We start from the raw sequence: 24,331 nt of genomic DNA, 5'->3' as shown, positions 1-24,331 counted from the left end.
AAAGCCTTGGCCGTTCACGGGACCACCGCGTAGGCCGAGAGCTCGACCCGCCGGCCCGAGTTGATGTTGAACCCCGCGACCCTGGCCGCCGGAACCGCGTCGGACGCCGACGCGAAATCGGCGGCGAAGCGGCTCTCGACGAAGACGAGCCGGCAGCCGCCGGCCTTGAGGAAATCTGCGGCCTGCGCCGCGGAATCCAGCATGACGAGGTTGGTGCCGACGAGGAAGACGAGGCTGGGCTCGCGGTAGCCGAGGCTCGCCACGCGCGGATCCGGACAGGCGAGACCGTCGCGGATCGCGGCGAGCCGCGGCGAAACCTTCAGCGCGGCGAGCACCGGCTGGGTCAGGCCGAACACCGCGGGTGCGAGCAGCGCGGAGGCGAGGATCGCGAGGCCCAGCGCCGATTCCGGCCGATCGCGGGTGAAGAGAAGCCAGGCGAGCCCCGCCATGACGCAGGAGGCGAGGAGCAGGGGCAGGCCGGCCACGGGGATGGTCCGGTCGAAGCTCCAGGCCGCCGCGAGGAGGATGGCCGTGACGCCGACGGGGATCAGCACCACCAGGGCGGCGACCCAGCGCGCGCCGGGCCGTTTTGCGGTCAGTGCGCCGTTCAGAAGCGCCAGCACGGTGAGGATCGTCACCGCGGGCATCACCGGCAGCAGGTAATGCGGCAGCTTCGTCGGCACCGCCTCGAACACCAGCCAGGCCGGCACGATCCAGGCGAGGAGAAAGGCCACATTGTCCGAGCGCCGGTTGGCCCAGGCGAACGGGATGGCCAGCGCCGCGAAGGCGGCGCCGGGCCAGAAGGTCGCGAAGAAGGCGAGCGCATAGCTGCCCGGCGGAGCCCAGTGCTTGTCCCGGCCCGAGGCGACCTTGGCGAGCATGTCCTCGCCGACCGAGGCTTCGTAGAAGGCGCCGCCGCTCTTCCAGGTGATCGCGATGAACCACGGCGCGACCAGGACGAGGACGAGTCCGAGCCCGAGCAACGGCCTGAGACCCAAGAGCCAGGCGCCGGAGCGTTCGCGGATCGAGAGCACGAGGGCGGCAAGGCCCGCGAAGAGCGGCACCATCGGCCCCTTCACGAGGATGCCGATGGCAAGCGCGAGCCAGAACACCAGAACGATGCCCATATCGGGCCTGCGCTCCGCGCGTCCGAGCCAAGTCCGCGCCAGCGCCCCCATCGCCGCCACCGCGCAGGCGGTGAGCACGGCGTCGGTCTTGGCCAGACGCGCCTCGGCCGCGAGCATCAGGCAGGCCCCGAACAGGGCGGCGGCGAGCCACGCCCCGCGCCGCGGCAGGAAGGCGAGCCCCGCCCAGTAGGTCAGCAGCACGGCCACGATCGCCCCGAGCAGCGACGGAATCCGGTAGAGGGCGATGGTGGTTCGGACGTGCTCCAGGCCCATCGCCTCGGCGGCCGCGACGGTCGCGCTCTGCGCCCAGTAGATCCCGACCGGCTTCTTGTGGCGGGCCTCGGCCTGGAAGCGGATGTCGACGAAGTCGCCCGTCTCCAGCATCTGCTTCGAGGCCTGGGCGAAGCGCGGCTCGTCCCGATCCATGGGCTGGAGCGACGACAGGCCCGGCAGGAAGCAGAGGAGGCAGAGGGCAAGGAGGCTCGCGCAGGCCCAGGCGTGGCTGCGGGCCGCAAGGCCGGGAACGCCTTCGAGGAACGCGACGGCGTCGCCCCGCGTGGAAGCGTCGGCGCGGAGGCTGGTCATGGACGAGGCGAGCTCGTGAAGGCGGTCATGAGCGGCTCCAGGCCGGCAGCCGGCGCAAGAGCTTCGGACGATGCCGCGACGGGCGCTCCCTTCGAGGATGCGGCCCTGAAAGTCAAATCCAGGCCAGGGCCGGGATGCTTTCGCGCGGCATCAGGCGTTAGGTATGGCCGGTGCCCACGGAGATGACGCCATGCCCCTCCAGATCGGTCTCCTCGCCTTTCCCGGCGTCCAGCAGCTCGACCTCACGGCGCCCTATGAGGTCTTCGCCTCCCTGCCCGACGCGACGGTGCACATCGTGGCCGAGGAGCTCGACCCCGTCCGGAGCGCGACCGGCCTCATCCTGATGCCGACGACGCGGCGGGCGGATTGCCCGGCCCTCGACGTGGTCTGCGTCCCCGGCGGGGTCGGGGTGAACGCGCTGATGCGGGACGAAGCGTGGCTGGCCTTCCTGCGGTCCCTGGCCGAGACCGCGCGCTACGTCACCTCGGTCTGTACCGGCGCCCTGGTCCTCGGCGCGGCGGGGTTGCTGCGGGGCGTGCGCGCGACCACGCACTGGGCCGCCCACGACCTTCTCGCCGCCTTCGGCGCGCTTCCGATTGCCGAGCGGGTGGTCCGCGATGGACGCTTCCTGACCGGAGGCGGCGTCACGGCCGGGATCGACTTCGCGCTCACACTTTACGCGGAGCTTGCGGGCCAGCCCGCGGCCCAGGCCGCGCAGCTCGCCCTCGAATATGCGCCCGCTCCGCCCTTCAAGGCGGGAACGCCGGAAGCCGTTGATCCAGCGGTGTTGGCTGCGGCGCGTTCCCGGCTGCGCGCCAGCCGCGCCGAGCGCGAGGCGATCGTCGAGGCGCTGACGGGGCAGTCCGTTCCGCGCAGTCAATGGTGAGACCTCGGTCGTCGCTTTTAATTCAAAACACACGTCTTTAACTTAGGCGAATATCAGAACATCGCTCAACGATCGGGACGCCACGCCGATGAACCTCGTCCCGGTCTGGACGGTCACGGCCTTGGCCGGGCTCATGGCGGCCAAGCACTACCTCGCCGATTTCGTGCTGCAGACGGAATGGATGGCCCGGGGCAAGGAGCGATCGGAGCACTGGCTCGGGCCTCTTTGCGCCCACGCCGCCTGCCACGCCGCGTTCACGCTGGCGATCGCCCTCCTCCTCGTCCCGCGCCTGTGGTGGCTGGCGCTCGTCGATTTCATGATCCATTTCGCGGTCGACCGCGGCAAGGCGCTGGTCGCCCAGCGGACGCGCCTGGTTCCGGCGCAGGCCGGCTTCTGGTGGCTGCTCGGCTTCGATCAGCTCCTGCACGCCCTGACCGATCTCGGTCTGGTGACCGCCTTCCTCAGCCTGTAACCGCACCGTCGGGCCATTGCCCGCGGGCGCAGACCGCATATCTCGCTTCCATCGAAACAAGGAGCGATGACGATGCCGAAGGCGATTCGGGTGTACGAGCATGGCGGGCCCGAGGTGATGGCCTACGAGGACGTCGCCACGGTCGAGCCCGGGCCCGGACGGGTCCGGGTCCGTCAGACGGCGATCGGCGTCAACTTCATCGACATCTACTTTCGCACCGGCGCCTACAAGCCGGCGTCCCTGCCCTTCACGCCGGGCAAGGAGGGCGCGGGCGAGATCGCGGCGCTCGGCGAGGGCGTGACCGGCTTCCAGATCGGCGACCGCGTCGCCTATGCCGCGGGCGAAGGCACCTACGCGGAAGAGGTGATCATCCCGGCCAAGGACGTGGTCCACGTGCCGGAAGGCGTCGACGACGCCACCGCCGCCGCGATGATGCTGAAGGGCCTGACTGCCGAGTACCTGCTGCACCGGACCTACAAGGTGAAGCCCGGCGACACGATCCTCTTCCACGCCGCGGCCGGCGGCGTCGGGCTGATCCTTTCGCAATGGGCCAAGCACCTCGGCGCCACGGTGATCGGCACTGTCGGCTCGGCCGAGAAGGCCGAGCTCGCCCGGGCGCATGGCTGCGACCACGTCATCCTCTACCGCGACGAGGATTTCGCCGCCCGCGTCCGCGAGATCACCGGGGGCAGGGGCGTGCCGGTGGTCTATGACGGGGTGGGCAAGGACACCTTCCCCGCCTCCCTCGATTGCCTCAGCCCGCTCGGGATGTTCGTGAGCTTCGGCGCGGCCTCCGGCCCGGTCGACAATTTCAGCCTGGGGCTGCTCGGCCAGAAGGGGTCGCTCTTCGCGACGCGGCCTTCCCTCTTCGCCCACGCGGGCAACCGCGCCACCCTCGAATCCATGGCCGAGAATCTCTTTTCCGTGGTGGCGAGCGGTGCCGTGAAGATCCCCGTCCATGCGAAAGCGAGGCTCGCGGACGTGCAGCAGGTGCATCGCGACCTCGCCGGCCGTCAGACTACGGGCGCAACGGTGATGCTCCCATGATTGGGTGATCCTGGGACGCCGTGATCACGGGACCGCAGGATCATGGAATCGCGAGATCATGGGACCCGAGGAGCGCGATGAAGCCGGGTGAGCGCGACGTTCTCGTCGTCATCGACGTGCAGGTGGATTTCCTGCCGGGCGGCGCGCTGGCCGTTCCGGACGGCGATAGCGTGATCGGTCCGGTCAACGCGCTCGCCGCCCGGTTCCGTCACGTGGTGCTGACCCAGGACTGGCACCCGCCGGGGCACGCCTCCTTCGCCACGCGCCATCCCGGGAAGGCCGCCTTCGAGACCGTGGACCTCGCCTACGGACCCCAGGTCCTGTGGCCGGACCATTGCGTCCAGGGCACGCCGGGGGCGGCTTTCGTACCCGGCCTCGCGGTCGACCGGGCCGAGCTCGTGATCCGTAAAGGTCATGGGCGCGAGGTCGACAGCTACTCGGCCTTCCTGGAGGCCGACCGCCGCACCCCGACCGGGCTCGCCGGCTACCTGCGCGAGCGCGGCTTCACCCGCCTCGTCCTGTGCGGGCTCGCCACCGATTACTGCGTCGCCTGGAGCGCCACGGACGCGCGCGAGGCGGGGTTCGAGGCGCTCGTCGTCGAGGATGCCTGCCGGGCGATCGACCACGATGGTTCGCTCGGACAGGCCTGGGACCGCATGGTCCGCGCCGGGGTGGAGCGAACGACGAGCGATCGGATCAACGGCTGACCCCAGAGCCTCCTGGCCCGCGTCAGGGGCGCACGCCGGCGTAACTTGGCCGAGAGCGAGCGCGTTTCAGAGGGATCTCAACCAGGATGGAGCGCGCATGTCGACGAAGCATATGAAGACCGACGTCCCGACCGACGCGGACCTGAAGGGCAATCCCGGAATCGGAACCTCGAAGGGGATGACGGGCCGCGACCCGCTGGACCTCGAGGGCGAATCCACCTTCGAGGGCGACGTTGACAACGAGACCACCCGGGAAGGCGGGATCGACCCGAACCACCGGCCCCGCAAGAACGCCTGACTCTCGCGACGCGAAGTCGTCATACGAAGGAAGCCGCGAAGCGACCGGGCTCCGTGGGCGTTCGTGCAGAGGCAATGATGCCGGGACCGAGCCCTCACGCTTGTCATCCCGGGGCCGCGAAGCGGAACCCGGGACCCAGAAACGCTGACAGTTCCTCAGCTTGCTATGTCAGCGGCTATGGGTTCCGGGCTCGCCTGCGGCGCCCCGGAATGACACGGGAAGAGCCGCGTCCGGTCGATGGAGACCCATCCGTATAGCCCTCTCTTCCCAAGAGGGAGGTCAGCCGCAAAGTCCTGATCCAATCAGCCCGAAACCGTATCAGACCGCGCTGCCGAACAGGTCGTAGGCGTCGGCGCGCTCGACCTTGACGGTGACGATGTCGCCGACCCGTAGCGGGCGCCGCGACGTCACGTGCACGCTGCCGTCGATCTCGGGCGCGTCGTACTTCGAGCGGCCCTTCGCGACAGTGCCGCTCGCCTCGTCGATGATGACGGGCAGCCGCTTGCCGATCCTGGCCTTCTGCAGCCGCAGCGAGACCCCCTGCTGCGCCTCCATGAAGCGCCGCTTGCGCTCGGCCTTGACCTCGGGCGCGACAGGATCGCCGAGGCTGTTGGCGGTGGCACCCGCGACGGGCTCGTATTCGAAGCAGCCGACCCGCTCAAGTCTGGCCTCCCGGATCCAGGCGAGCAGCTCCTCGAACTCGGCCTCGGTCTCGCCGGGGAAGCCGACGATGAAGGTCGAGCGGATCGCGAGGTCGGGGCAGATCTCGCGCCAGCGCCGGATACGCTCGAGCTGGCGCTCCTGATTGCCGGGGCGGCGCATGCGCTTGAGCACCGAGGGTGAGGCATGCTGGAGCGGCATGTCGAGGTAGGGAAGCACCCGGCCCTCGGCCATGAGGGGAATCACCTCGTCGACATGCGGATAAGGGTAGACGTAGTGGAGTCGGACCCAGGCGCCGAGGCTGCCGAGTTCGCGGGCGAGATCCGCGAATTTCGCCCGTACTTCGCGGTCTCCCCAGGGGCTCGCGGCGTAGCGGATATCGACGCCGTAGGCGCTGGTATCCTGGGAGACCACCAGAAGCTCCTTGACGCCGGCCTTCACGAGCTTCTCAGCCTCGCTCAGCACGTCGCCCGCCGGCCGGCTGACGAGGTCGCCACGGAGCGACGGGATGATGCAGAAGGTGCAGCGATTGTTGCAACCCTCTGAAATCTTGAGATACGCGTAGTGCCGCGGCGTAAGCTTCACCCCCTGCGGCGGCACGAGGTCGAGGAAGGGGTCGTGGACCGGCGGCACCGCCTCGTGCACCGCGGCGACCACGGATTCGTAGGCCTGCGGCCCGGTCACCGCGAGCAGGTTCGGGTACTTCGCGCGGATCTCCTCGGGCTGGGCGCCCATGCAGCCGGTGACGATGACGCGGCCGTTCTCGGCCATCGCCTCGCCGATGGCGGAGAGCGATTCCGCCTTGGCCGAATCGAGGAAGCCGCAGGTGTTGACGATGACGACATCCGCCCCGTCGTGCCGGCGCGCAAGCTCGTAGCCCTCGGCGCGCAGGTGCGTGAGGATGCGCTCGGAATCGACGAGCGCCTTGGGGCAGCCCAGCGAGACGAAGGAGATTTTCGGGGCGGCTCGGTCGGCGTTGACAGGAAGGGGCATGCGGTTCGGCTCGGACCCGGGTCGGAACCGACGGGCCGTGGGGATGCGGGACGTGAGGAACGCACAGCCTATAGCCAGATCGGCGCCGTCTTGCGAGCCACGCAGGCCTGGCAGGGCTTTGCGCCCGTGGCGTCATGTACCGGGTGCACGGCACCGCGTCGGGATTTCGCGGCGGCACGGCGCGTGCGAACGTGCATAAGGGCGGCGCGCCCGACGCCCGACCGACCACCGAAGCTCCGACACCGGCCCCATGATCTGGACCCGCGAGATCCCGTCCATCGAGCCCGTCGCGGCGGCGGCGGCGCTGTTGCGCCTGCCCGGCCTCGCCTTCCTCGACAGCGCCATGACCCACGACACGCTGGGCCAGGTCTCGGTCCTGGCCGCCGATCCATTCGGCCGCTTCCGCTGCCGCGACGGTCGGGCGAGCCTCGACGGGCGGGCGCTCGACGGAGCGCCGCTGGTCGCCCTGCGGGCCTGCCTCGCGCCCTACCGGATCGACCCGGTTCCCGACCTGCCCGCCTTCCCTGGCGGGGCGATCGGCTACGTCGCCTATGATTTCGGGCAGGCGCTGGAGCGCACCGCGATCCCGCCGCGGCGGGCGGGCCTGTGCGACGACATCGCCCTCAACCTCTACGACACGCTGCTGGCCATCGACCATGCCACGGGGTCCTGCCGGCTGATCGCCACGGGCTTTCCGGAGACGGCGCCCGCCGCCCGCGCGGCTCGAGCGGAGGCCCGGCTCGACGCCTTCGCGGCCCTGCTCGAGGCGGCCCCACGGACCGAGACGCCGGTCCCGCCCTCGGAGCCGCTCGTATGGCACTCGAACTTTTCTCGTCAAGCCTATGAGCAGGCCGTCGAAACCGTGCGCGACTACATCCGCGCGGGCGACATCTACCAGGCCAATATCGCCCAGCGCTTCAGGGCCGCGCTGCCGCCGGGCTTCGATGCCTTCGCCTGCTACCAGCGCCTGCGCGCGGCCAATCCCGCGACCTTCGGCGCCTACCTCGTCTTCGAGGGGCTGACCGTCGCCTCGAGCAGCCCGGAGCGGTTCCTCAAGCTCGCGGGCCGCGCGGTCGAGACCCGCCCGATCAAGGGGACGGTCCGGCGCGTGACGGACTTGGCAGAGGATCGTCGTCTCGCCGAGGCGCTCCAGGCCGATCCGAAGGAGCGGGCCGAGAACATCATGATCGTCGACCTCCTGCGCAACGATCTCTCGCGGATCTGCGAGCCGCACAGCGTGAAGGTGCCCGTGCTCTGCGGGCTCGAATCCTACGCCTCGGTTCACCATCTCGTCTCCGTCGTCACCGGCACGCTCCGGGCGGGGCTCGACGCCCTCGACCTCCTGGGCGCGACCTTTCCGGGCGGCTCGATCACCGGAGCACCGAAGCTCAGGGCCATGGACATCATCACCGAGATCGAAGGCGTCGCGCGCGAGCTCTATTGCGGGGCGATCGGCGCGATCGGCTTCGACGGCTCGCTCGACACCTCGATCGCGATCCGGACCGTCTTCATGAACGAGAAGACCGCCGTGCTCCAGGCCGGCGGCGGCGTCACGCTGCTCTCCGAGCCGGGACGCGAATACGACGAGACCCTGACCAAGGCGGCCCGGGTCTTCCAGGCCTTCGGGGGCTAGGATCATGATCCTCGTCGTCGACAATTACGATTCCTTCGTCTTCAACGTGGTGCGCTACCTCGAGGAGCTGGGCGGGAATGTGCGCGTCGTGCGCAACGACGCCATCGACGTCGCCGGCATTCGGTCGCTCGCGCCCGATTCCCTGGTGATCTCGCCCGGTCCCTGCAGCCCGCAGGAGGCGGGAATCTCGCTGTCCGCCATCCGGGACCTCACGGGCGAGGTCCCGATCCTCGGGGTCTGCCTCGGCCACCAGGCGATCGGCGACGCCTTCGGGGGCCGGGTCGAGCGGGCGCAACGCCCTCTCCACGGCCAGGCGACGCCGGTGCTGCATTCCGGCGACGGCCTGTTCGCGGGCCTGCCCGCGCCGATGCAGGTCGGGCGCTACCATTCCCTCATCGTGGCGCCGGGCGCGGAGATGGACGCGCATCTGAGCGTCGATGCGGTCTCAAGCGAAGGCGAGGTTATGGCCCTGTCCCACCGCCGCCATCCGACCTGGGGCATCCAGTTCCATCCGGAATCCGTGCTGACGGAAGGCGGGCACGCGCTGTTCCGCAACTTCCTCGATCTCGCCGGCCAGTGGCGGGAGAGCGGCGGGGCGCTTTCGCGCGGGACCCGCGATGCTCTGGTTTGACGGCACCCTCCAGGCAGGGTCCATCCTCCCCTTCGACCTGGGCGATCGCGGCCTTTTGCTGGGCGACGGCGTGTTCGACACCGCGCTGGCGCTCAACGGACGGGTCGCCTTCGAGACGGCCCATGCCGAGCGCCTGTCGGCCGCCGCCCGCAGCCTCGGCTTCGCGGCACCCTCGGATCGGATCAGGCTCGCCATGCGATCGCTCGCCGGGGCGGTGCCGCGGGCGGCGATCCGGACGAACCTGACCCGCGGATCGGGCCCGCGCGGGCTCGCGCCCCCGGCCGAGCCCGCGCCCGTCCTCTGGGCGAGCGCCGCGCCCTGGAACCCGGACCTCGCCTTCGCGCCGCTGCGCCTGACGATGGCGGCCGCGCGCCGCAACCAGACTTCGCTCACGGCCCGGCTGAAGACGCTCGGCTACCTCGATGCGATCCTCGCCGCCGACGAGGCGCGCCGCCAGGGCTTCGACGAGGCCCTGTTCCTGAACACGAGCGACATGGTCGCCTGCGCCGGCACGGGCAACATCTTCGCGGTGTTCGGCGGAACGCTCGTGACGCCGCCGCTCGGCGACGGCGTGCTCGACGGTATCATCCGTGCCGAAATCCTCCGCCGGATCGGCCCGGAGCTGGGGCTGACCTCCGCGGAGCGCTCGCTCGCCCTCGCCGAGCTGGAAGGGGCCGACGCGCTCTTCGTGACGAACTCCCTGCGGCTCGCCGCCCCGGTGCCGCTTCTCGGCACGACGCCCGTCGCCAGCCTCGGGAACGCGGTTTTGGAGCGGATCGTCGGCGCTCTGAGGACCGCGCTCGCCGCGGAATGCAACGTTCCGCCAGAGACCTTGGCGTGAGACGAGGACTTGGCGCCCGGGCGCAGGGAGAGCCGCCCCGGGATCGCGCCTGGATGCGCTGGCTCCTCGTTGTCCTCTACGGCGGCGTCGGCCTCGCCCATCTGGTTGCCACCGACAGGATCCTGCCGATCGTGCCCGAATGGGTGCCGGCGCCCCGTCTCACCCTCATCGCGACGGGCCTCTGCGAGCTCGCCGGCGCGGTCGCCCTCCTGCTGCCGCGCTGGCTGCGCCTCGCCGGAGGCCTGCTCGCCGCCTATGCGATCTGCGTCTTTCCCGCCAACATGAAGCATGCCTGGGAGGCAATCCCCGTCGAGGGACTACCCGATTCCTGGTGGTATCACGGGCCACGTCTCGCGCTGCAGCCGGTGCTGGTCTGGTTCGCCCTCTACGCGGTCCACCTGACCGACTGGCCCTTCGGGGCCGCCAAGGCCGATCCACCGCGCTGAGTAGGCCGGACCAGGGGAGACGCCATCACGTCGCTTCGTCCCGCTTCACCGTCTGCCAGGCGGCCTCCATGGCCGCGAGGTCTGCCTCCTCCAGGGGACGACCCTCCGCCCTGAGCTTGTCAGCCATGGCGAGGAAGCGGCGCTCGAACTTGTCATTCCCTTTCGATAAAGAATATTCCGTTTTTATTCCAAAGTGGCGGCCGAGATTGGCGACCGAGAACAGGAGATCGCCAATCTCCTCGTCGATCTTCGCGGGATCGCCCATCCCCATGGCTTCCTCGATCTCGTCGAGTTCCTCGCGCACCTTGGCGAGAACCTCCCGCGGCTCGGGCCAGTCGAAGCCGTAGCCGGCGGCTTTTCGCGAGAGTTTCTCGGCCCGCATCAGGGCGGGAAGGCTGCGTGCAATGCCAGAGAGCGGGTTGCCGCTTGGGTCACCCTGCCCTTCCTGCTCGCGGGCTTTCGCCTGCTCCCAGATCTTCCCAACGGTCTCCTCATCCTGCGGCGCCTGTTCAGCCAGAAGCCTGCCGTCGGCATCGAAGACATGGGGGTGGCGCCGGATCAGCTTGCCGACAACGGCCTCGACGACGTCCTCGAAACGGAACAGCCCGGCCTCTTCGGCGATGCGGGCGTGGAAGACGACTTGGAGCAGGAGGTCGCCGAGTTCCTGCTGCAGGTCGAGGTGATCGCCGCGTGTGATCGCATCGGCGACCTCGTACGCCTCCTCGATCGTGTAGGGGGCGATGGTGGAGAAAGTTTGGGCGCGATCCCAGGCGCAGCCACGTTCGGGATCGCGCAGATCGGCCATCAGGCGAAAGAGCTTAAGGATCCCTGAAGCGGGCTCGGCTGTGTCGGATGCTGACATGAGGGACGAAATACCTTCGGCGGGGGAAAAGACGAGGTCGGGATGTGGATAGGCGCAGTAAAAACAGGGAATATTCCGATAGAAAACATCAATGATGGGCGTGGACTGTCTCTGCGGCAGGCTCCTCGCGAGTAGAAAAGCTATTCGTCTGCGATTCTCAGAGAGTCATTGTGAGAAGTTATATGCGGGGGCCATAAGCTCATGTCCGTCAGCGACTTGCCTGCGGTTTGCGTATCGGACTCTGCGCGTCGGCGTATCGGGCTCTGCGTGCATCCGTATCGAACTCTGCGCGGGCTCGGACGTCGCATGCATCGAACTCTGCGTGGGGGCGTATTCGACTCGGCGCGGGATATCGGGCTTTCCCTGTGAAGAGTGGGTATGGTGCCTGCGAGGAGCTACAACTGCCCCTCGTGATCCGACGGCCGATTCCTGGCGATAGCCGCCCACAGCGTGGATTCTCTGGATAAGTGCGCCTGCCTTTGCCCGACACGGTTGAACCGCAGCCGCTTATCGACCTTGGTCGGGAGAGGCCCTGCAGCGGGTCGCGGCGCGAGGACCAGGTGGGGGGCATCGAAGACAAGATCGCCGGCGTGCACGATGCCGATCTCCTCGCCGAGGTCGAGGCGGCGCGCGGCAGCTTCCTGTTTGGAACGATCCTCGAGCACATCCTGCACCGGCAGCGCGAACGCGACGCTGCCCGGCTCGCCGAAGGCTCCCGCCTCGCGCGACGTCAGGAGATGCCGCGGGACGCCCGGCGCCGCGACGTCGTCCGCGAGGTCATCGAGAACGAGCCAACGGCGCCTGAGAACCTCCAGCACATCCACTCCGTGCTGGCGCTCTGCGGCCTGCCCTACCGCGATCCGGGTGACGCCCGGGAATTCTTCCGGGAATACGGCCGCAACTCCCTCAGCCTGCTGGCGGGACGCCTGAAGAACCCCGCCAACGGCGAAATGGAGCCGCAGGGCCTCCCCTACGGACCCAAGGCCCGCTTGGTGCTGCTCCACCTCTGCACCGAGGCCGTGCGCCAGCGCAGCCCCACCGTCGCGGTGGCCCAGAGCCTGTCGGGCTTCATGAAGGAGATGGGTTTTGCCGTGACCGGGGGCGAGCGCGGCACCATCCGGCAGTTCAAGGAGCAGCTCAACCGGCTGGCCGCCTGCACCATGCAGATCGGGCTGTGGGACGGCAGCGACACCGCGAGCACCCTCAACGTCCCGCCCTTCCGTCAGCTCGACCTCTGGCTGCCGCAGGGCGCGACGGACGGACTTGCCCGCTCCAAGACCGTCCAGTTCCATCAGGATTTCTACGACAACCTCATCCGGCACGCCCTCCCCGTCGACATCCGGGCGGCCCGGGCCTTCTCGGGATCCGCGCGCAAGCTCGACCTCCTGTTCTGGGTCGGCTACCGCCTGCGCGTCCTGCAGCGTCCGCTACGCCTGACCTGGGGTAACCTGCACCGGCAGTTCGGCGCCGACAACGCCAGCATCCGCAGCTTCAAACAGGCCTTCAAGACCGACCTCGCCCATCTCCGCGAGGTCTTTCCCAAGCTGCCCATCGCGCTCGACGATAACGGCATGCTGCTCCAGCCCGCCGATCCGGCGCTGCTCCTCGTCCCGCCACGCCCCCTGAAGCGCACGGCAAAGGCGACCGCCGCGTAGCGCGGTCGGCAAACCTCATCTTCCGTTCCGATCTTGTGTTCTCTCTTCCCATTCCATCAACTTCCCTTAGAATGTGCGTTCTAGGAACGGAATGGAAAGTCGGAACGCATCATGTTCCTCTCCGAAGCCGAGGCCGAGGCCAGGTTGGCGGATCTCCGCAATCGGCGCGATGCGCTCGATCGCCTGATCGCCGATCATCTTCTCTACCTTGAGCTCGGGCGACGTCTGCCTGCCGCGGTCGGAACCGATCTCGGGGATCGGACCTCCGTCGAACGAGGCCCTGCCGTTCCATCCGCCATCGATGAGGCTCCCGCTCCCAGCCCCGGTCCTTCTCCGCCACGGGAGGGTGAGCTCGAACCCGACGGCGCCCGGCAGCGCGGCCGTGCCCTGATCGCTGCCGTCATGGCGATCCTGACGCAGGCCCATCAGCCGCTCCACGCGCGCGACATCCTCGATCGCCTGACGGCCCAGGGCTTCACGCTTCCCGGCATCGATCCCGTGGCGGCGCTCAACACCCGGCTGTGGAAGCGCTCAGGCCCTGGTGGCCCGCTCCGCCGCCTGGGCGACGCTGTCTACACGGTCGAGGCTCCGGGTGCGCAGGCGATCGGCGCCGACTGAACATTCCGCCGATCCGCGGCCGTGGACGATGATGGGCGACGCGGCGACCTTGACCGTAAGCGATTGAAAACGCGAGCGATCTTGGGAAAAGCCGCCCCGGCGAGGTACGACCACCGGTTCAGGCACGGCGTGGGAACAACCCGGCAGCAGGGGAGGTTGCGGGAAGATTACTCGGACCCGTCCCATCGGGTCCGGCGCCAGATCCTCACACATGGAGCCGATCGATGCATCGCCGCGATCTTCTCATCAGCCTTGCCTCCGCCACCGCGGCGCTGGCCGTCACCCGCACGGCGCTCGCACAGGGAACGCCGGCCGGCGCGATGCCGACGGGCGCCTACCTGAACATGGCGACCAAGGGTGGCCTGTTCCTCGAGAACACGGCCCGCGACGCCAACGGCAAGACGAACAACCCGGCCCTGCGCAAGTTCACCCGCGCCGAGATCATAGAGCAGGTCAATCTCGCCAACAAGATCGACGCCTATACCGGTCGCATCGGCCCTGACGGTGGCGCCGCGCCCGGGCCCGGCGGCTTGGTCGGCGGTCTCGTGGCCGCCCCGCTCGCCGTGGCCGGTGGTGTCGCCGGCGCCACGGCCGGGGTCGTGGGCGGCGTGCTCGGCGTTCCGGGCGGCCGGATGACGTCCGACGAGCAGAAGGCGGCGATGCTCTCGCAGCTCACGAGCCTCCAGCCCGGCCCGCAATACGACGCCACCTTCGTGAACGCCTCGCTGATGGGCCACCAGGAGGCCCTGCAGATCCACGGCGCCTATGCCGAGAGCGGCGAGGATCCGGGTCTGCGCCGCATCGCGCGCAGTTCCCTGCCCTTGATCCGGCAGCACATCGCGGCGCTCTCGCGGATGCAGGCGATGATGGGTCCCGTCCAGGGCTGAACGCCTTGGAGGCTTGAACGACTGGCGCGGCCGGGTCTCGAGGCCCGGCCGCGTGCCACGACCTAGCGCCGCGGCGTGAAGCTGATCGTCGCCACCGCGCGCTTGGTCCGGTCCTCCGGCCAGGGCGCGGCGACCTGAGGCGCACGGCCGGGATAGACCATGGTCCCCTGCCCCTTGCGCATGGTGACGCTCCCGCGCGCCGTGCGGAGGGTCACGAGGCCATCGAGGACGAGCACACCGAAGCCGCCGTCGATGGGGCCGCCCCAGACCGTGGTGCCGCGCACGCCGAGCGTGCCGACCGCCGTCTTGATCGCGACGTTGCCACCCGTCGGCCCTTCGATCTTGCCGCCGACGAACAGGAAGGCCCCGCGCACCACGGTCAGCCCGAGCTTGCCGCCCTGCCGGTCGGGCCGATAGACGAACTCGTCGACCGTGATCTTGGCGTGCTCGCCGAGCGTGAGCACGGTCCCGTCCGCGAGCTTGGATTCGAGGCGCGAGGCCCCGCCCGTCCGGATCATGTCCCGGAAGTAGACCGGCCCGCTCAGCGCCATGTCGCGGGCCTCGCCGCCGAGCACGGCGACGGCCTGGCGCTCCACCTTGTCGACCCGGCCGACGAGGTTCGCGGCCCCCGCCGGTTCCGTCAGCGCGCCGACGAGGAGGCCCAGCGTGGCGACGGTCGCGAGGCCGCGACGGATTGGGGGGAAGGCAAGGGACAGGGGCATGGCGGGGTCGTCCGGTCTCGTCGAAGGGGAAGCGGGCCTCAGGCCCGCGCTGCGGAAGGGAAGGCTGGGCCGAGCCTGCGGTCGCGCCGCCAGGCCCGGGTCAGCGTCAGGGTCTCGGGGAGCGGCGTCGGGCGGCCAAACAGGTAGCCCTGGCCGAAGGCGCAGCCCATGGCGACGAGAGCCTCGGCCTCGGCTTCGGCCTCGATGCCCTCGGCGACCACGGGGATGCCGAGCTCGTCGGCGAGCCGCAGGATGGTCTGCACCACCTTGCGGCTTCGCGGCTCGCGCATCATCGCCTGGACGAAGGCCCGGTCGACCTTGAGCGTCGTGATCGGCAGGTTGGTCAGGTAGCTGAGCGAGGAATAGCCGGTCCCGAAATCGTCGATGGCGATGCCCATGCCGCTCTCCCGGCAGAGCTCGAGCGCCTGCGCCGCCTTGGCGGGGTCGTGCATCAGGATGCTCTCGGTGATCTCGATCTTGAGGCTCTCGGGGGCGAGCCCCGTGCGCGCCAGCATGTCGGCGATGGTCGCGGGGAACCCGACGAGGGCGAGGTCGTGGCCGGAGACGTTGACGCTCATGAAGGGCGGGCCTTCGAGCTCGGCGACGTTATGGAGCGCGGCCCGCATGATCTCGGGCAGCACGCGGCCGACCTCGGAGAGCGCCCATTGCGTGATCTCGACGATGAGGCCGCTCTCCTCCGCCACCGGGATGAATTCGATGGGCGGGACGAGGCCGCGCTCCGGATGACGCCAGCGCATCAGGGCCTCGAAGCCGGCGATCGAGCCGCTGGCGAGGCGCACGATCGGCTGGAAGAACAATTCGAGCTCGCCGGCCTCCAGGCCCCGGCGCAGGTCGCGCTCCATCATCAGGCGCGCGATCGCGGCATTCGACCCCACCGGAGCCGTCCCCGCCGCCAGGTCCGAGCCGGGGCCGGATCGGTTCAGCAACGGCATCAGGTCGCGGTAGCGGGCGAGCACCACGCCGAGGAACATCCGCAGGATCGGATCGAGCTGGCTCGTCCGGTAGCGGATCTGATCCTCGGTGATCGGGATCAGGCTGCAATCGGAGGCGGCCCGGGCGGAGGCCGAGCGCGGGCCCGCATCGAGGAGCGCCATCTCGCCGACGATCTCGCCGGCGCCGCGCGTGGCCAGCCGGACCTCGCCGCCCTCGCGGCGCAGGAAGATCTCGATCCCGCCCTCGACGATGAGATAGGCCGCGCGGCCCGCCTCCCCCTCTTCGAACAGGGGAGAGCCGGCAGGCAGGATCACCCGGGCGTAGGCATCTGACATCGGCGCGTCGGGGTCTCGCGAAGCTCTGGTACGGGCCGGACGCTGGCAGAGAATGCTTAAGCAACCCTGCCCGGTCGTCGGTGCAAAACGGCCCGGCATCGCACGAAGACAGTCTTGTCCGAATCTTCACGCGATCGTGCGCAGGTTCCGTCCCGTGCAGGTCCCACAGGGCCGCCTCCGATCCGTCGGATGCCACGAGAAGAGGCCCAGTCCCGATGCTCCGTCTCGCCCGACGCGTCTCGCCCGTGCTCGCGGGCCTCGGCCTCCTCGCGGCGCTGCTCGGCCTTCGCGCAGGGCTTCCCGACCCCTTCGAGCGGCTGCGGCTTGCCGGCTTCGATCTTCTGCAGCGGGCAGCACCTCGCCCCGCCGCCGACGACCTGCCCGTCCGGGTCGTCGACATCGACGATGCCAGCCTCGCCCGCCACGGCCAGTGGCCCTGGTCCCGCGACGTCGTGGCGCGCCTCGTCGGCCGGCTGCAGGATCTCGGTGCGGCGGCGATCGCCCTCGACATCGTCTTCGCGGAGCCCGACCGGACCTCGCCGGCGCGGCTCGCCGAGGGTTGGCGGAGGGACTACGGCTGGGGGGCACCGACAGATACCGCCCTGCCCGACCACGACGCGACCCTCGCGCAGATCCTCGCGCGCGGCCGCGTCGTCGCCGGTTACGGCCTGCTCGCCGCCGACAATGGCGGCCGCACGCCGAAGAAGCCCGGCTTTGCCAGCCTCGGCCCCGATCCGGCGCCGCGGCTACCCGGCTTTTCCGGCGTGATCCCCAACATCCCCGTCCTCGAAGAGGCCGCCGCGGGCCATGGCAGCTTCACCATCGCGGCCGGGCAGGACGAGATCGTCCGGCGCCTTCCCCTCCTCGCGAGCCTGCGCGGCGGCCTCGTTCCCTCCCTCGCCCTCGAAGCGCTGCGGGTGGCGCAGGGCGAGGACACGATCCGCATCCGGGCCGAGCAGGGCGCGGGGGCGGAGGGTGCCGTCACCGGCTACACCGTGAGCATCGGCGGCATCGAGCTTCCCCTTGATGCGGAGGGTGCGTTCCGGCTGCACCACAGCGGCAGCGTCGCCCAGCGCTCGCTCCCGGCCTGGCGCTTCCTGGAGGCGGAGCCGGGCTCCGAGCTCGGGGATGCGGTCGCCGGAAAGATCGTTCTCGTCGGCACCAGCGCGGTCGGGCTCGGCGATCTGCGCCCGACGCCGCTCAACGCCTTCGAGCCCGGCATCGCCATCCATGCCGAGGCGCTGGAGCAGATCCTGTCGGGCCATCACCTCGCCCGGCCGGCCTGGGCCCCCGGCGCCGAGGTCCTGGCGAGCCTCCTGCTGGCGCTCGCGGCGATCCTCGCCGCCGCCCGGGCGGGCTCGCGCCTCGCCGCGGCCACCGCCCTCGGGCTCGTCGGCGCGACCGGCCTTGCCGACTGGCTCGCCTTCACCCGCGCCGGGCTCCTCGTCGATGCGAGCTTCGCCCTGCTCGCCATCCTCGGCGGCTTCGCGGCCGCGAGCCTCGCCCGCCACCTCCTGACGGAGCGCGACGCGGCCCACCTGCGCCAGGCCTTCGCGCACTACCTCTCGCCCGATCTCGTGAAGGCGCTGGCCTCCGACCCCGGCCGGCTCAAGCTCGGCGGCGAGACCCGGGCCATGACCTTCCTGTTCACCGACCTCGAAGGCTTCACGAGCCTCACCGAGACCCGGGGCGCGGAGGCCCTGGTCAGCCTGCTCAACGGCTATCTCGACGGGTTGTGCGGCGTCGCGATGGCCCATGGCGGCACCGTCGACAAGATCGTGGGCGACGCGGTCCACGTCATGTTCAACGCGCCCCTCGACCAGCCGGACCACGCCCGCCGGGCGGTCGAATGCGCCCTGGCGATGGACGACTTCGCCACCCGTTTCGCAGCCGAGCGCCGGGCGGAGGGCGTGCCCTTCGGCGTGACCCGCATCGGGGTCAACACCGGGCCGGCGGTCGTCGGGAATTTCGGCGGCGCCCGGCGCTTCGACTACACGGCCCACGGCGACGCCATCAACACGGCCGCCCGGCTCGAGGCCGCCAACAAGACGTTGGGCACCCGCATCTGCATCGCCGGCAGCACTGTCGCGGGTTGCGAAGGTCTCGCCTTCCGGCCGATCGGCACCCTGATGCTGCGCGGCAAGGCGCTGGGCGTGCCCGTCTTCGCCCCGAGCCGGCCGACGGAGGCCGCCTTCGATGCCCGCTACGGCGCCGCCTTGGCCCGCCTGCAGGAGGGCGAGGAGGCGGGCGCCGAGGCGCTGCTCAGCCTCCACGCCGAGCGGCCGGACGACCCCGTCCTCGCCCTCCACGCCCGTCGCATCGAGGCGGGCCAGCGCGACCTGCGGATCGCGGCTTGAGTGCGCGTCAGGAGCCGCGCACCAGCCTGGCGCAGGTCAGGTAGCGCAGGCCGAAGACCGACATCGCCATGAGGAAGAACAGGCCGTTGGTGGCGTGGTAGAGGATGGTCTCGAACACGGCCGCGAGCAGCCCGAACAGCCAGATCCGCAGGAACAGGAGCGCGGTCGCATCGATCCGCCCGTCTCCGTTGCGGCCCCGCAGGTCGGAGACGGGACGCCAGACGAACCACCACAGGGTGAGGAGGAGGCCGGGCAGGCCGGTCTCAAGGGTGGTGTTGAGGTAGCCGTTATGGGCGTCGGTGGCCTTGTTGACCCAGGTCAGGGCGTCGGCCCCGCCGCCGTAGAACACGTTCTCCCAGAAGGCGCCGTAGCCGAACCCGGTGAGCGGCCGCCGGGCGATGTTCTCGGCCGCGAAGGCCCAGATATCGGTGCGCCCGGTGAAGCTCGCATCCCCGGTGAGGCGCCCGACGAGCTCGCCGACCGGCGCCACCAGCACCGCGCCCACCGTGACGGTGAGGAGGGCGGCGAGCGGCCCGAGCAGGACGAGGCGTCGCCACCAGCCCACGCGGGCCGCGAGGCACAGCCAGGACAGGATGAGGGTCACGGGTGCCAGCACCATCGAGGTGCGGGCATTGGTGAAGGCGAGGAACAGCACTGCCAGCACCGCGACGACGGCGCCCAGCGCGCCGTGCCCGGCCTGCGCGCAGAACAGGCCGATGAACAGCAGGGCGGCCATGATGACGCCGGCGCCGTTCTTGTGCGCGAACAGGCCCCGCCAGCTCCCGGCATGCTCGGGCTCGCGCAGATCGAGGACCGTGTGCATCGACAGGTCGGGGACGACGAGGAGGCCGAGATAGCAGACGATCAAGATCACGAGCGCCGTGCCGCCGAGGACGCCCGCGAACTGTCGCAGGTCGCGGGCGAGCAGCGGCAGCGCCGCGGCGGCGGCCAGCATGATCATGAGCGAGATCAGCCGCCGGCCCGAGACCGCGGGCTCGGTCGAGGTCACCGTGACGACGAGGAACCAGGCGAGCGTCAGGAGGATCGGCAGCGTGGCGAGCGGCCTCAGCACCGCAAGGCCCCGGTGCAGGAACAGCATGCCGACCCCTGCCCCGACCGCGAGGAACAGGATCTGGTTGAGGCGGTTGCCGCCCGCCCCCGACTCGATGTTCGCCGCCGCGGTGCCGTCGTGGAACGGGTCGACGCCCACCACCATGACGAGGAGGATCGCGACCATCGCGGCGATGCGCAGCGGGTCCGGGATGTCCGCCCTGCCCGCGGCGGCCCCGCGTTCCGGATCTGCGGCGATGCCCGTCGTCATGTCGCCCTCACCTCTCGGCGCGGATGATGCCCCAGCGGCGCCCGCCCGTCGCGCGGCACGGCTACGCAGGGCCGATCTCAGGTGATGCCGGTCAGGTAGTACACGCCGATCACCACGAACACCGCGGCGGTCTTCAGGACGGTGATCGCGAAGATGTCGGCATAGGCCTGCCGGTGCGTCAGTCCGGTGACCGCGAGGAGGGTGATGACGGCACCGTTATGCGGCAGCGTGTCCATGCCCCCGCTCGCCATCGCGGCGACGCGGTGAAGCACCTCCATCGGGATCCCCGCCGCGTTCGCCGCCGCGATGAACTGCCCCGACATCGCCGCGAGCGCGATGCTCAGCCCGCCCGAGGCCGAACCGGTGATGCCGGCGAGCGCCGTCACCGTCACCGCTTCGTTGACCAGCGGGTTCGGGATGGCCGACAGCGCGTCGCGGATGACGAGGAAGCCGGGCAAGGCGGCGATCACCGCGCCGAACCCGTATTCGGAGGCCGTGTTCATCGCAGCCAGCAGCGATCCGCCCACCGCCGCCTTGCTGCCCTCGGCGAAGCCCTGAGAGACCGGCCGCCAGGCGAAGGCGAACACCGTGAGGATGCCGGCCAGCAGCGCCAGCTCCACCGCCCAGATCGCCGTGAGGCTCGAGACCTGCGTGACGATCGGCTGCTCGAGGCCGGCGAGCCTCGTCTCGTCGCGGGCGCCGTAGAGGCGCGGGATCAGCGCGGTGAAGGCGAGGTTGGCGACGCCCACGACGACGAGCGGCAGCACCGCGAGGAGCGGATGGGCCAGCCTCTCCTCCGCCACCTCGGCCGGCTCGTTGGCATGGCCCTCGCCGTAGCCCTCCCCCGCCCGCTTGGCCGCGGCGATGCGCCGGTCGAGATAAGCGACCCCGAGGATCAGGATGAAGGCGGCGCCGATCAGCCCGAGCCAGGGCGCCGCCCAGGTGTTGGTGCCGAAGAAGGTCGTCGGGATGATGTTCTGGATCTGCGGCGTGCCGGGAAGGGCATCCATCGTGTAGGAGAAGGCGCCGAGCGCGATGGTGCCCGGGATCAGCCGCTTGGGGATGTCGCTGAGGCGGAAGGCCTCGGCCGCGAAGGGATAGACCGCGAAGACGACGACGAAGAGCGACACGCCGCCATAGGTGAGCAGGTTGCAGACCAGCACGATCGAGAGCACGGCGCGGCGCGCGCCCACGAGCCCGATCACCGCCGTGACGATGGCCCGCGAGAACCCGGACAGCTCGATCACCTTCCCGAACACCGCACCGAGCAGGAACACGGGAAAGTAGAGCTTCACGAAACCGACCATCTTCTCCATGAACAGCCCGCTGAAGACCGGCAGCACGGCGGAGGGATCGGTGAGGAGCACGGCCCCGAGGGCGGCCAGCGGCGCGAACAGGATGACGCTGAAGCCGCGATAGGCGACCAGCATCAGGAACCCGAGCGCGAGAAGCGCGATGGCGAGGCTCAAGCGGCGCTCCCGCGGATAGGTTTGTCGCAGGCCTAACGAACCCTGCCGGCCAAGGTTGCGTCCGGTCTTGACCGGTGGGTTCCTAGGCCTCTCTAGGCGTGGTGGGCGTCCTTTGCGCCCTGCCCGTCCCGTTTCGCAGGCCGCTTCGAGCGCGGCAGCCTCAGGAGATGCCCGATGGCGCCCTCCTCCACGACCTTCGACGTGGCCGTCGTCGGCGCCGGCGCGGCTGGGCTCGCCGCCGCCCTGGCGCTCGCCCGCGACGGCGCGGCAACGGCGCTCGTCGGCCGCCACGCTCCCGTCGCCGACGGGCGCACGGTCGCGCTGCTCGACGGATCGGTGCGCTTCCTCGAGGCGCTGGGAGCCTGGGCGGAGATCGGGCCCTTTGCGGCGCCGCTCGCCGAGTTGCACCTCGTCGACGACACCGGCAGCCTGTTCCGTCCGCCCCCTGCCCGCTTCGTCGCCGCAGAGATCGGACTTCCGGCCTTCGGCTGGAACGTCGAGAGCGCGCGGCTCGTCGAATCCCTGCGTGCCCGGGCTCGGGCGACGCCGGGCCTGACCCTGGTCGAGGAGGATGCAGAGGGGTTCGCGGCCGGGGCAGCGGAGGCCGTCGTGAGCCTCGCGGGCGGTGGCGAGGTCTGCGCGCGCCTCGTCGTCGGCGCGGACGGGGCCCGCTCGAAGGTGCGCACGGCCGCGGGCGTTCGGGTTCGGGAATGGTCCTATCCGCAGGGAGCGATCACGACGCTCCTCGCCCACACTCGCCCGCACCGCGACGTCTCGACGGAGTTCCACACCCGGCAGGGACCCTTCACCCTGGTGCCGCTGCCCGGCGGCCATCGCTCCAGCCTGGTCTGGGTGACGGGCGAGAGCACGGCCCGCCGGCTCGCCGGCCTCGACGACGCGACGCTGGCCCGGGCGGTCAAGGATCAGGCCGGGGCGATGCTCGGAGCCATGCGGATCGACGGCCCGCGCGGGCTCGTCCCCATGCGCGGCCTCTCCGTGGCGAGCCCGGTCGCCGAGCGCCTCGCGCTCATCGGCGAGGCCGCCCACCTCTTTCCGCCGATCGGAGCGCAGGGCCTGAACCTGGGGCTGCGCGATGCCGCCGCGCTCCGCGACGCGGTCCTGATGGCTGCGCGCGATCGCCGCGATTTGGGCTCGCGCGAGGCGCTCTCCAGTTTCGCCCGCTCGCGCCGCCTCGACGCCCGCTTACGGACAGCGGCCGTCGATACGCTCAACCGCAGCCTCCTGAGCGACCTCCTGCCCGTCGACGCCCTGCGCGGCGTCGGACTCCTCGCCATGACGACGATCGGCCCCTTGCGCCGCCTCGTGATGCGCGAGGGCGTGCTGCCGCGGCTCGGCGCCCCGGAGCTGATGCGAGGGGGCTAGCGCCCGGCGAGGTCGTAGGGCCGCTGCGGCGCCTTGGTGCTCCGCGTCGTGCCGGTCGGGACGTCGCCCGCCACGGCATCGCTCTCGAAGGCGGTACCCTCGCGGCCGAGCTTGGCACCGTGGGCGAACAGGGCCTTCATGTAGCCCTGGTCGAAGGGCGCCGAGGAACTCTTGGTGAAGCGCCCGTCGATCTGGGCCACGCGAAGGTCGAGGCCCCTGCGCTCCGCGAAGCTCTTCGACAGGGCGAGCGCGGCCCGGGTCTGCGCCTTGATGGCGGCCGACATCGAGCGGCCGAGGATGCTCAGCGTGCTGCGCGCGGCGACTTGGAAATCGGGGGTGAGCTTGTTGTTCACGACGACGTAGATCGTCCGGGTCGGCAGGCGCAGGCCTCCGCCATCCGCGTCGAGCAGGCTGGCCTCGGGCGCAAGGTAGTAGGGCGCCATGGTGCCGCCGTCGGCGTGCATCTCCTGGAACGCCTTGCCGTCGGGACCGGTCGCGTCGATCATCACCGGCGGGAACACGCCGGGCACCGCCGAGGAGGCGAGGACGACCGATCGGAACAGGTCGAGGGCTTTGGGCCGATCCTTGGGGTCGTTCGCGGCCTTGGCGATGGCGCCCATGTCCCACAGGACGGGACGCTCGCCGTCGACCGCGGTCGTGGCGACGAGGAGGCGACGGCCCTTGTCATGCTCGGCCGCCACCGCCTTGAGGAGGTTGGCCGTCACGGAGCGCTCGATGCGGCGCTTGAGCGGCCAGGTGTCGGTCAGCGCCTCGTTCGTCGCGCCGAACTCGAACACGTCCGCCGCCGAGACCTCGGTATAGGCCTTGGCGATCGCCTCGTCCCCGCTCGCCCCGAGGAAGGCGAAGGGGGCGATCATCGCGCCGGTGCTGACGCCGGTGACGATTCCGAATTCGGGGCGCGAGCCGGACTCGGTCCAGCCCTGGAGCAGGCCCGCGGCGAAGGCGCCGTTCTCGCCGCCGCCCGAGAGCACCAGCCAGGGCTCGGAGGCCTTCGAGGCGCCGTCGACGAGGGCCTGGAAGGCCTTCGGGTCGTCGCCCGCGATCCGCATGGTCTGGCGAAGGCTCACCGGCTTCGCGGCCGCCATCTCACCGGCCGTGAACGGGACCCGTTCGCTGGATTTCTGACGCTCGGCGACAGGTCCGGCGAGGCTTGGCGACGGAAGGGCGAGGGTGACCACGACGAGGCTGGTGCCCAGCATTGTCTGCCACTTGGTCGGTACGGACATGATCGTGTCCTCTTCCCCGGCGCCCGCCTCGGCGGAAGAACACGATGCGGGCGAAGGGGTTCCAGCCGCGCTTCGCCTGCCGGGATCCGCGCGGTGCCGCGCCGCACATGACGGGCGTCGAGCGAGCGCCGACTTTACGGCGAGGCCGCCCTTGCACTAACCGCTCGCTGCAAGACCGCGATACCTGCCGGAGCC

23 protein-coding genes are annotated in these 24,331 nt (G+C 70.4%); 14 read left to right on the top strand and 9 right to left on the bottom strand.

Features of this window, described 5'->3' with window-relative positions; genetic code table 11:
• Nucleotides 1-14 precede the first annotated feature (14 nt).
• Nucleotides 15-1,712 (bottom strand): ArnT family glycosyltransferase, encoded by a 1,698-nt coding sequence (locus MFF55_RS14225; protein ID WP_238244761.1) that lies wholly within the window; start codon nucleotides 1,710-1,712, stop codon nucleotides 15-17.
• A 190-nt stretch (nucleotides 1,713-1,902) separates the two neighbouring features.
• Here MFF55_RS14225 and MFF55_RS14220 point away from each other — a divergent pair, with 190 nt between their 5' ends.
• From MFF55_RS14220 to MFF55_RS14200, 5 genes are all read left to right on the top strand, one after another.
• Entirely contained in the window at nucleotides 1,903-2,598 is a 696-nt protein-coding gene (locus MFF55_RS14220; RefSeq protein ID WP_238244760.1) for a DJ-1/PfpI family protein, read from the top strand.
• Nucleotides 2,599-2,686: 88 nt separating this feature from the next.
• On the top strand, nucleotides 2,687-3,070 hold the full coding sequence (locus tag MFF55_RS14215) for a DUF3307 domain-containing protein (protein WP_238244759.1): 384 nt from the start codon (nucleotides 2,687-2,689) through the stop codon (nucleotides 3,068-3,070).
• 72 nt (nucleotides 3,071-3,142) lie between these two features.
• Nucleotides 3,143-4,117: a quinone oxidoreductase family protein gene (locus MFF55_RS14210; RefSeq protein ID WP_238244758.1), complete on the top strand. Its 975-nt coding sequence runs from the start codon at nucleotides 3,143-3,145 to the stop codon at nucleotides 4,115-4,117.
• 77 nt (nucleotides 4,118-4,194) lie between these two features.
• Nucleotides 4,195-4,824: a bifunctional nicotinamidase/pyrazinamidase gene (gene pncA, locus MFF55_RS14205; protein WP_238244757.1), complete on the top strand. Its 630-nt coding sequence runs from the start codon at nucleotides 4,195-4,197 to the stop codon at nucleotides 4,822-4,824.
• Between the two features lie 97 nt (nucleotides 4,825-4,921).
• Complete coding sequence (locus MFF55_RS14200) at nucleotides 4,922-5,122, top strand: hypothetical protein (protein ID WP_238244756.1); 201 nt, start codon at nucleotides 4,922-4,924, stop codon at nucleotides 5,120-5,122.
• A 318-nt stretch (nucleotides 5,123-5,440) separates the two neighbouring features.
• On the opposite strand, the gene rimO is transcribed toward MFF55_RS14200, so the two are convergent.
• Nucleotides 5,441-6,775 carry a 30S ribosomal protein S12 methylthiotransferase RimO gene (gene rimO, locus MFF55_RS14195; protein WP_238244755.1) on the bottom strand — a complete coding sequence of 445 codons (1,335 nt, stop codon included), beginning with the start codon at nucleotides 6,773-6,775 and terminating at the stop codon, nucleotides 5,441-5,443.
• A 250-nt stretch (nucleotides 6,776-7,025) separates the two neighbouring features.
• On the opposite strand from rimO, the gene pabB reads away from it, so the two are divergent.
• The 4 genes from pabB to MFF55_RS14175 are packed head-to-tail and all read left to right on the top strand — an operon-like array spanning nucleotide 7,026 to nucleotide 10,326.
• On the top strand, nucleotides 7,026-8,408 hold the full coding sequence (pabB, locus tag MFF55_RS14190) for an aminodeoxychorismate synthase component I (RefSeq protein WP_238244754.1): 1,383 nt from the start codon (nucleotides 7,026-7,028) through the stop codon (nucleotides 8,406-8,408).
• 4 nt (nucleotides 8,409-8,412) lie between these two features.
• On the top strand, nucleotides 8,413-9,039 hold the full coding sequence (locus MFF55_RS14185) for an anthranilate synthase component II (RefSeq protein ID WP_238244753.1): 627 nt from the start codon (nucleotides 8,413-8,415) through the stop codon (nucleotides 9,037-9,039).
• A complete protein-coding gene (locus tag MFF55_RS14180) occupies nucleotides 9,026-9,880 on the top strand; it encodes an aminotransferase class IV (RefSeq protein ID WP_238244752.1) in 855 nt (284 codons plus the stop codon). Before MFF55_RS14185 ends, MFF55_RS14180 begins: the two co-directional genes overlap by 14 nt.
• 53 nt (nucleotides 9,881-9,933) lie before the next feature.
• The gene (locus MFF55_RS14175) at nucleotides 9,934-10,326 is read left to right on the top strand and encodes a DoxX family protein (RefSeq protein ID WP_238244781.1); all 393 of its coding nucleotides are present in this window, start codon (nucleotides 9,934-9,936) and stop codon (nucleotides 10,324-10,326) included.
• A 25-nt stretch (nucleotides 10,327-10,351) separates the two neighbouring features.
• Here MFF55_RS14175 and mazG read toward each other — a convergent pair whose 3' ends face one another.
• Complete coding sequence (mazG, locus tag MFF55_RS14170) at nucleotides 10,352-11,188, bottom strand: nucleoside triphosphate pyrophosphohydrolase (RefSeq protein WP_238244751.1); 837 nt, start codon at nucleotides 11,186-11,188, stop codon at nucleotides 10,352-10,354.
• Nucleotides 11,189-11,748: 560 nt separating this feature from the next.
• Between mazG and MFF55_RS14165 the strand changes: the two genes are divergently transcribed.
• A complete protein-coding gene (locus tag MFF55_RS14165) occupies nucleotides 11,749-12,843 on the top strand; it encodes a replication protein RepA (protein WP_238244750.1) in 1,095 nt (364 codons plus the stop codon).
• 66 nt (nucleotides 12,844-12,909) lie between these two features.
• Here the strand turns inward: MFF55_RS14165 and MFF55_RS27000 are convergent, their stop codons facing one another.
• Entirely contained in the window at nucleotides 12,910-13,269 is a 360-nt protein-coding gene (locus MFF55_RS27000) for a hypothetical protein (RefSeq protein WP_306421430.1), read from the bottom strand.
• Between MFF55_RS27000 and MFF55_RS26995 the strand changes: the two genes are divergently transcribed.
• The gene (locus MFF55_RS26995) at nucleotides 13,246-13,461 is read left to right on the top strand and encodes a hypothetical protein (protein ID WP_306421429.1); all 216 of its coding nucleotides are present in this window, start codon (nucleotides 13,246-13,248) and stop codon (nucleotides 13,459-13,461) included. The genes MFF55_RS27000 and MFF55_RS26995 overlap by 24 nt on opposite strands.
• Before the next feature lie 224 nt (nucleotides 13,462-13,685).
• Nucleotides 13,686-14,348, top strand: a complete 663-nt coding sequence (locus MFF55_RS14155; protein WP_238244748.1) for a DUF4142 domain-containing protein — start codon at nucleotides 13,686-13,688, stop codon at nucleotides 14,346-14,348.
• A 62-nt stretch (nucleotides 14,349-14,410) separates the two neighbouring features.
• On the opposite strand, the gene MFF55_RS14150 is transcribed toward MFF55_RS14155, so the two are convergent.
• Both MFF55_RS14150 and MFF55_RS14145 read right to left on the bottom strand, forming a co-directional pair.
• Nucleotides 14,411-15,070 carry a FecR family protein gene (locus MFF55_RS14150; RefSeq protein ID WP_238244747.1) on the bottom strand — a complete coding sequence of 220 codons (660 nt, stop codon included), beginning with the start codon at nucleotides 15,068-15,070 and terminating at the stop codon, nucleotides 14,411-14,413.
• A gap of 38 nt (nucleotides 15,071-15,108) precedes the next feature.
• The gene (locus tag MFF55_RS14145; protein WP_238244746.1) at nucleotides 15,109-16,359 is read right to left on the bottom strand and encodes an EAL domain-containing protein; all 1,251 of its coding nucleotides are present in this window, start codon (nucleotides 16,357-16,359) and stop codon (nucleotides 15,109-15,111) included.
• Nucleotides 16,360-16,574: 215 nt separating this feature from the next.
• Here MFF55_RS14145 and MFF55_RS14140 point away from each other — a divergent pair, with 215 nt between their 5' ends.
• Nucleotides 16,575-18,716: a CHASE2 domain-containing protein gene (locus tag MFF55_RS14140; protein ID WP_238244745.1), complete on the top strand. Its 2,142-nt coding sequence runs from the start codon at nucleotides 16,575-16,577 to the stop codon at nucleotides 18,714-18,716.
• A gap of 7 nt (nucleotides 18,717-18,723) precedes the next feature.
• Here the strand turns inward: MFF55_RS14140 and MFF55_RS14135 are convergent, their stop codons facing one another.
• Both MFF55_RS14135 and MFF55_RS14130 read right to left on the bottom strand, forming a co-directional pair.
• Nucleotides 18,724-20,037: an O-antigen ligase family protein gene (locus tag MFF55_RS14135; protein WP_238244744.1), complete on the bottom strand. Its 1,314-nt coding sequence runs from the start codon at nucleotides 20,035-20,037 to the stop codon at nucleotides 18,724-18,726.
• Between the two features lie 77 nt (nucleotides 20,038-20,114).
• Nucleotides 20,115-21,506 carry a GntP family permease gene (locus MFF55_RS14130; RefSeq protein WP_238244743.1) on the bottom strand — a complete coding sequence of 464 codons (1,392 nt, stop codon included), beginning with the start codon at nucleotides 21,504-21,506 and terminating at the stop codon, nucleotides 20,115-20,117.
• A 174-nt stretch (nucleotides 21,507-21,680) separates the two neighbouring features.
• Between MFF55_RS14130 and MFF55_RS14125 the strand changes: the two genes are divergently transcribed.
• Nucleotides 21,681-22,889 carry an FAD-dependent monooxygenase gene (locus MFF55_RS14125; RefSeq protein WP_238244742.1) on the top strand — a complete coding sequence of 403 codons (1,209 nt, stop codon included), beginning with the start codon at nucleotides 21,681-21,683 and terminating at the stop codon, nucleotides 22,887-22,889.
• On the opposite strand, the gene MFF55_RS14120 is transcribed toward MFF55_RS14125, so the two are convergent.
• Nucleotides 22,886-24,136, bottom strand: coding sequence for a patatin-like phospholipase family protein (locus MFF55_RS14120; protein ID WP_238244741.1), 1,251 nt, complete (start codon nucleotides 24,134-24,136; stop codon nucleotides 22,886-22,888). The two genes, MFF55_RS14125 and MFF55_RS14120, sit on opposite strands and share 4 nt — an antisense overlap.
• Nucleotides 24,137-24,331: the final 195 nt, after the last annotated feature.

Source organism: Methylobacterium iners (assembly GCF_022179305.1).
Taxonomy (GTDB): Bacteria; Pseudomonadota; Alphaproteobacteria; order Rhizobiales; family Beijerinckiaceae; genus Methylobacterium; species Methylobacterium iners.
This window is presented reverse-complemented; position numbering and strand designations above follow the sequence as displayed.

Excerpts from the sequence above, each read along its gene's own strand:
- MFF55_RS14225 (WP_238244761.1), bottom strand. The coding sequence starts at position 1,712 with ATGACCAGCCTCCGCGCCGACGCTTCCACGCGGGGCGACGCCGTCGCG.
- MFF55_RS14220 (WP_238244760.1), top strand. The coding sequence starts at position 1,903 with ATGCCCCTCCAGATCGGTCTCCTCGCCTTTCCCGGCGTCCAGCAGCTC.
- MFF55_RS14215 (WP_238244759.1), top strand. The coding sequence starts at position 2,687 with ATGAACCTCGTCCCGGTCTGGACGGTCACGGCCTTGGCCGGGCTCATG.
- MFF55_RS14210 (WP_238244758.1), top strand. The coding sequence starts at position 3,143 with ATGCCGAAGGCGATTCGGGTGTACGAGCATGGCGGGCCCGAGGTGATG.
- pncA (WP_238244757.1), top strand. The coding sequence starts at position 4,195 with ATGAAGCCGGGTGAGCGCGACGTTCTCGTCGTCATCGACGTGCAGGTG.
- MFF55_RS14200 (WP_238244756.1), top strand. The coding sequence starts at position 4,922 with ATGTCGACGAAGCATATGAAGACCGACGTCCCGACCGACGCGGACCTG.
- rimO (WP_238244755.1), bottom strand. The coding sequence starts at position 6,775 with ATGCCCCTTCCTGTCAACGCCGACCGAGCCGCCCCGAAAATCTCCTTC.
- pabB (WP_238244754.1), top strand. The coding sequence starts at position 7,026 with ATGATCTGGACCCGCGAGATCCCGTCCATCGAGCCCGTCGCGGCGGCG.
- MFF55_RS14185 (WP_238244753.1), top strand. The coding sequence starts at position 8,413 with ATGATCCTCGTCGTCGACAATTACGATTCCTTCGTCTTCAACGTGGTG.
- MFF55_RS14180 (WP_238244752.1), top strand. The coding sequence starts at position 9,026 with ATGCTCTGGTTTGACGGCACCCTCCAGGCAGGGTCCATCCTCCCCTTC.
- MFF55_RS14175 (WP_238244781.1), top strand. The coding sequence starts at position 9,934 with ATGCGCTGGCTCCTCGTTGTCCTCTACGGCGGCGTCGGCCTCGCCCAT.
- mazG (WP_238244751.1), bottom strand. The coding sequence starts at position 11,188 with ATGTCAGCATCCGACACAGCCGAGCCCGCTTCAGGGATCCTTAAGCTC.
- MFF55_RS26995 (WP_306421429.1), top strand. The coding sequence starts at position 13,246 with ATGGCGATCCTGACGCAGGCCCATCAGCCGCTCCACGCGCGCGACATC.
- MFF55_RS27000 (WP_306421430.1), bottom strand. The coding sequence starts at position 13,269 with ATGGGCCTGCGTCAGGATCGCCATGACGGCAGCGATCAGGGCACGGCC.
- MFF55_RS14155 (WP_238244748.1), top strand. The coding sequence starts at position 13,686 with ATGCATCGCCGCGATCTTCTCATCAGCCTTGCCTCCGCCACCGCGGCG.
- MFF55_RS14150 (WP_238244747.1), bottom strand. The coding sequence starts at position 15,070 with ATGCCCCTGTCCCTTGCCTTCCCCCCAATCCGTCGCGGCCTCGCGACC.
- MFF55_RS14145 (WP_238244746.1), bottom strand. The coding sequence starts at position 16,359 with ATGTCAGATGCCTACGCCCGGGTGATCCTGCCTGCCGGCTCTCCCCTG.
- MFF55_RS14140 (WP_238244745.1), top strand. The coding sequence starts at position 16,575 with ATGCTCCGTCTCGCCCGACGCGTCTCGCCCGTGCTCGCGGGCCTCGGC.
- MFF55_RS14135 (WP_238244744.1), bottom strand. The coding sequence starts at position 20,037 with ATGACGACGGGCATCGCCGCAGATCCGGAACGCGGGGCCGCCGCGGGC.
- MFF55_RS14125 (WP_238244742.1), top strand. The coding sequence starts at position 21,681 with ATGGCGCCCTCCTCCACGACCTTCGACGTGGCCGTCGTCGGCGCCGGC.
- MFF55_RS14120 (WP_238244741.1), bottom strand. The coding sequence starts at position 24,136 with ATGTCCGTACCGACCAAGTGGCAGACAATGCTGGGCACCAGCCTCGTC.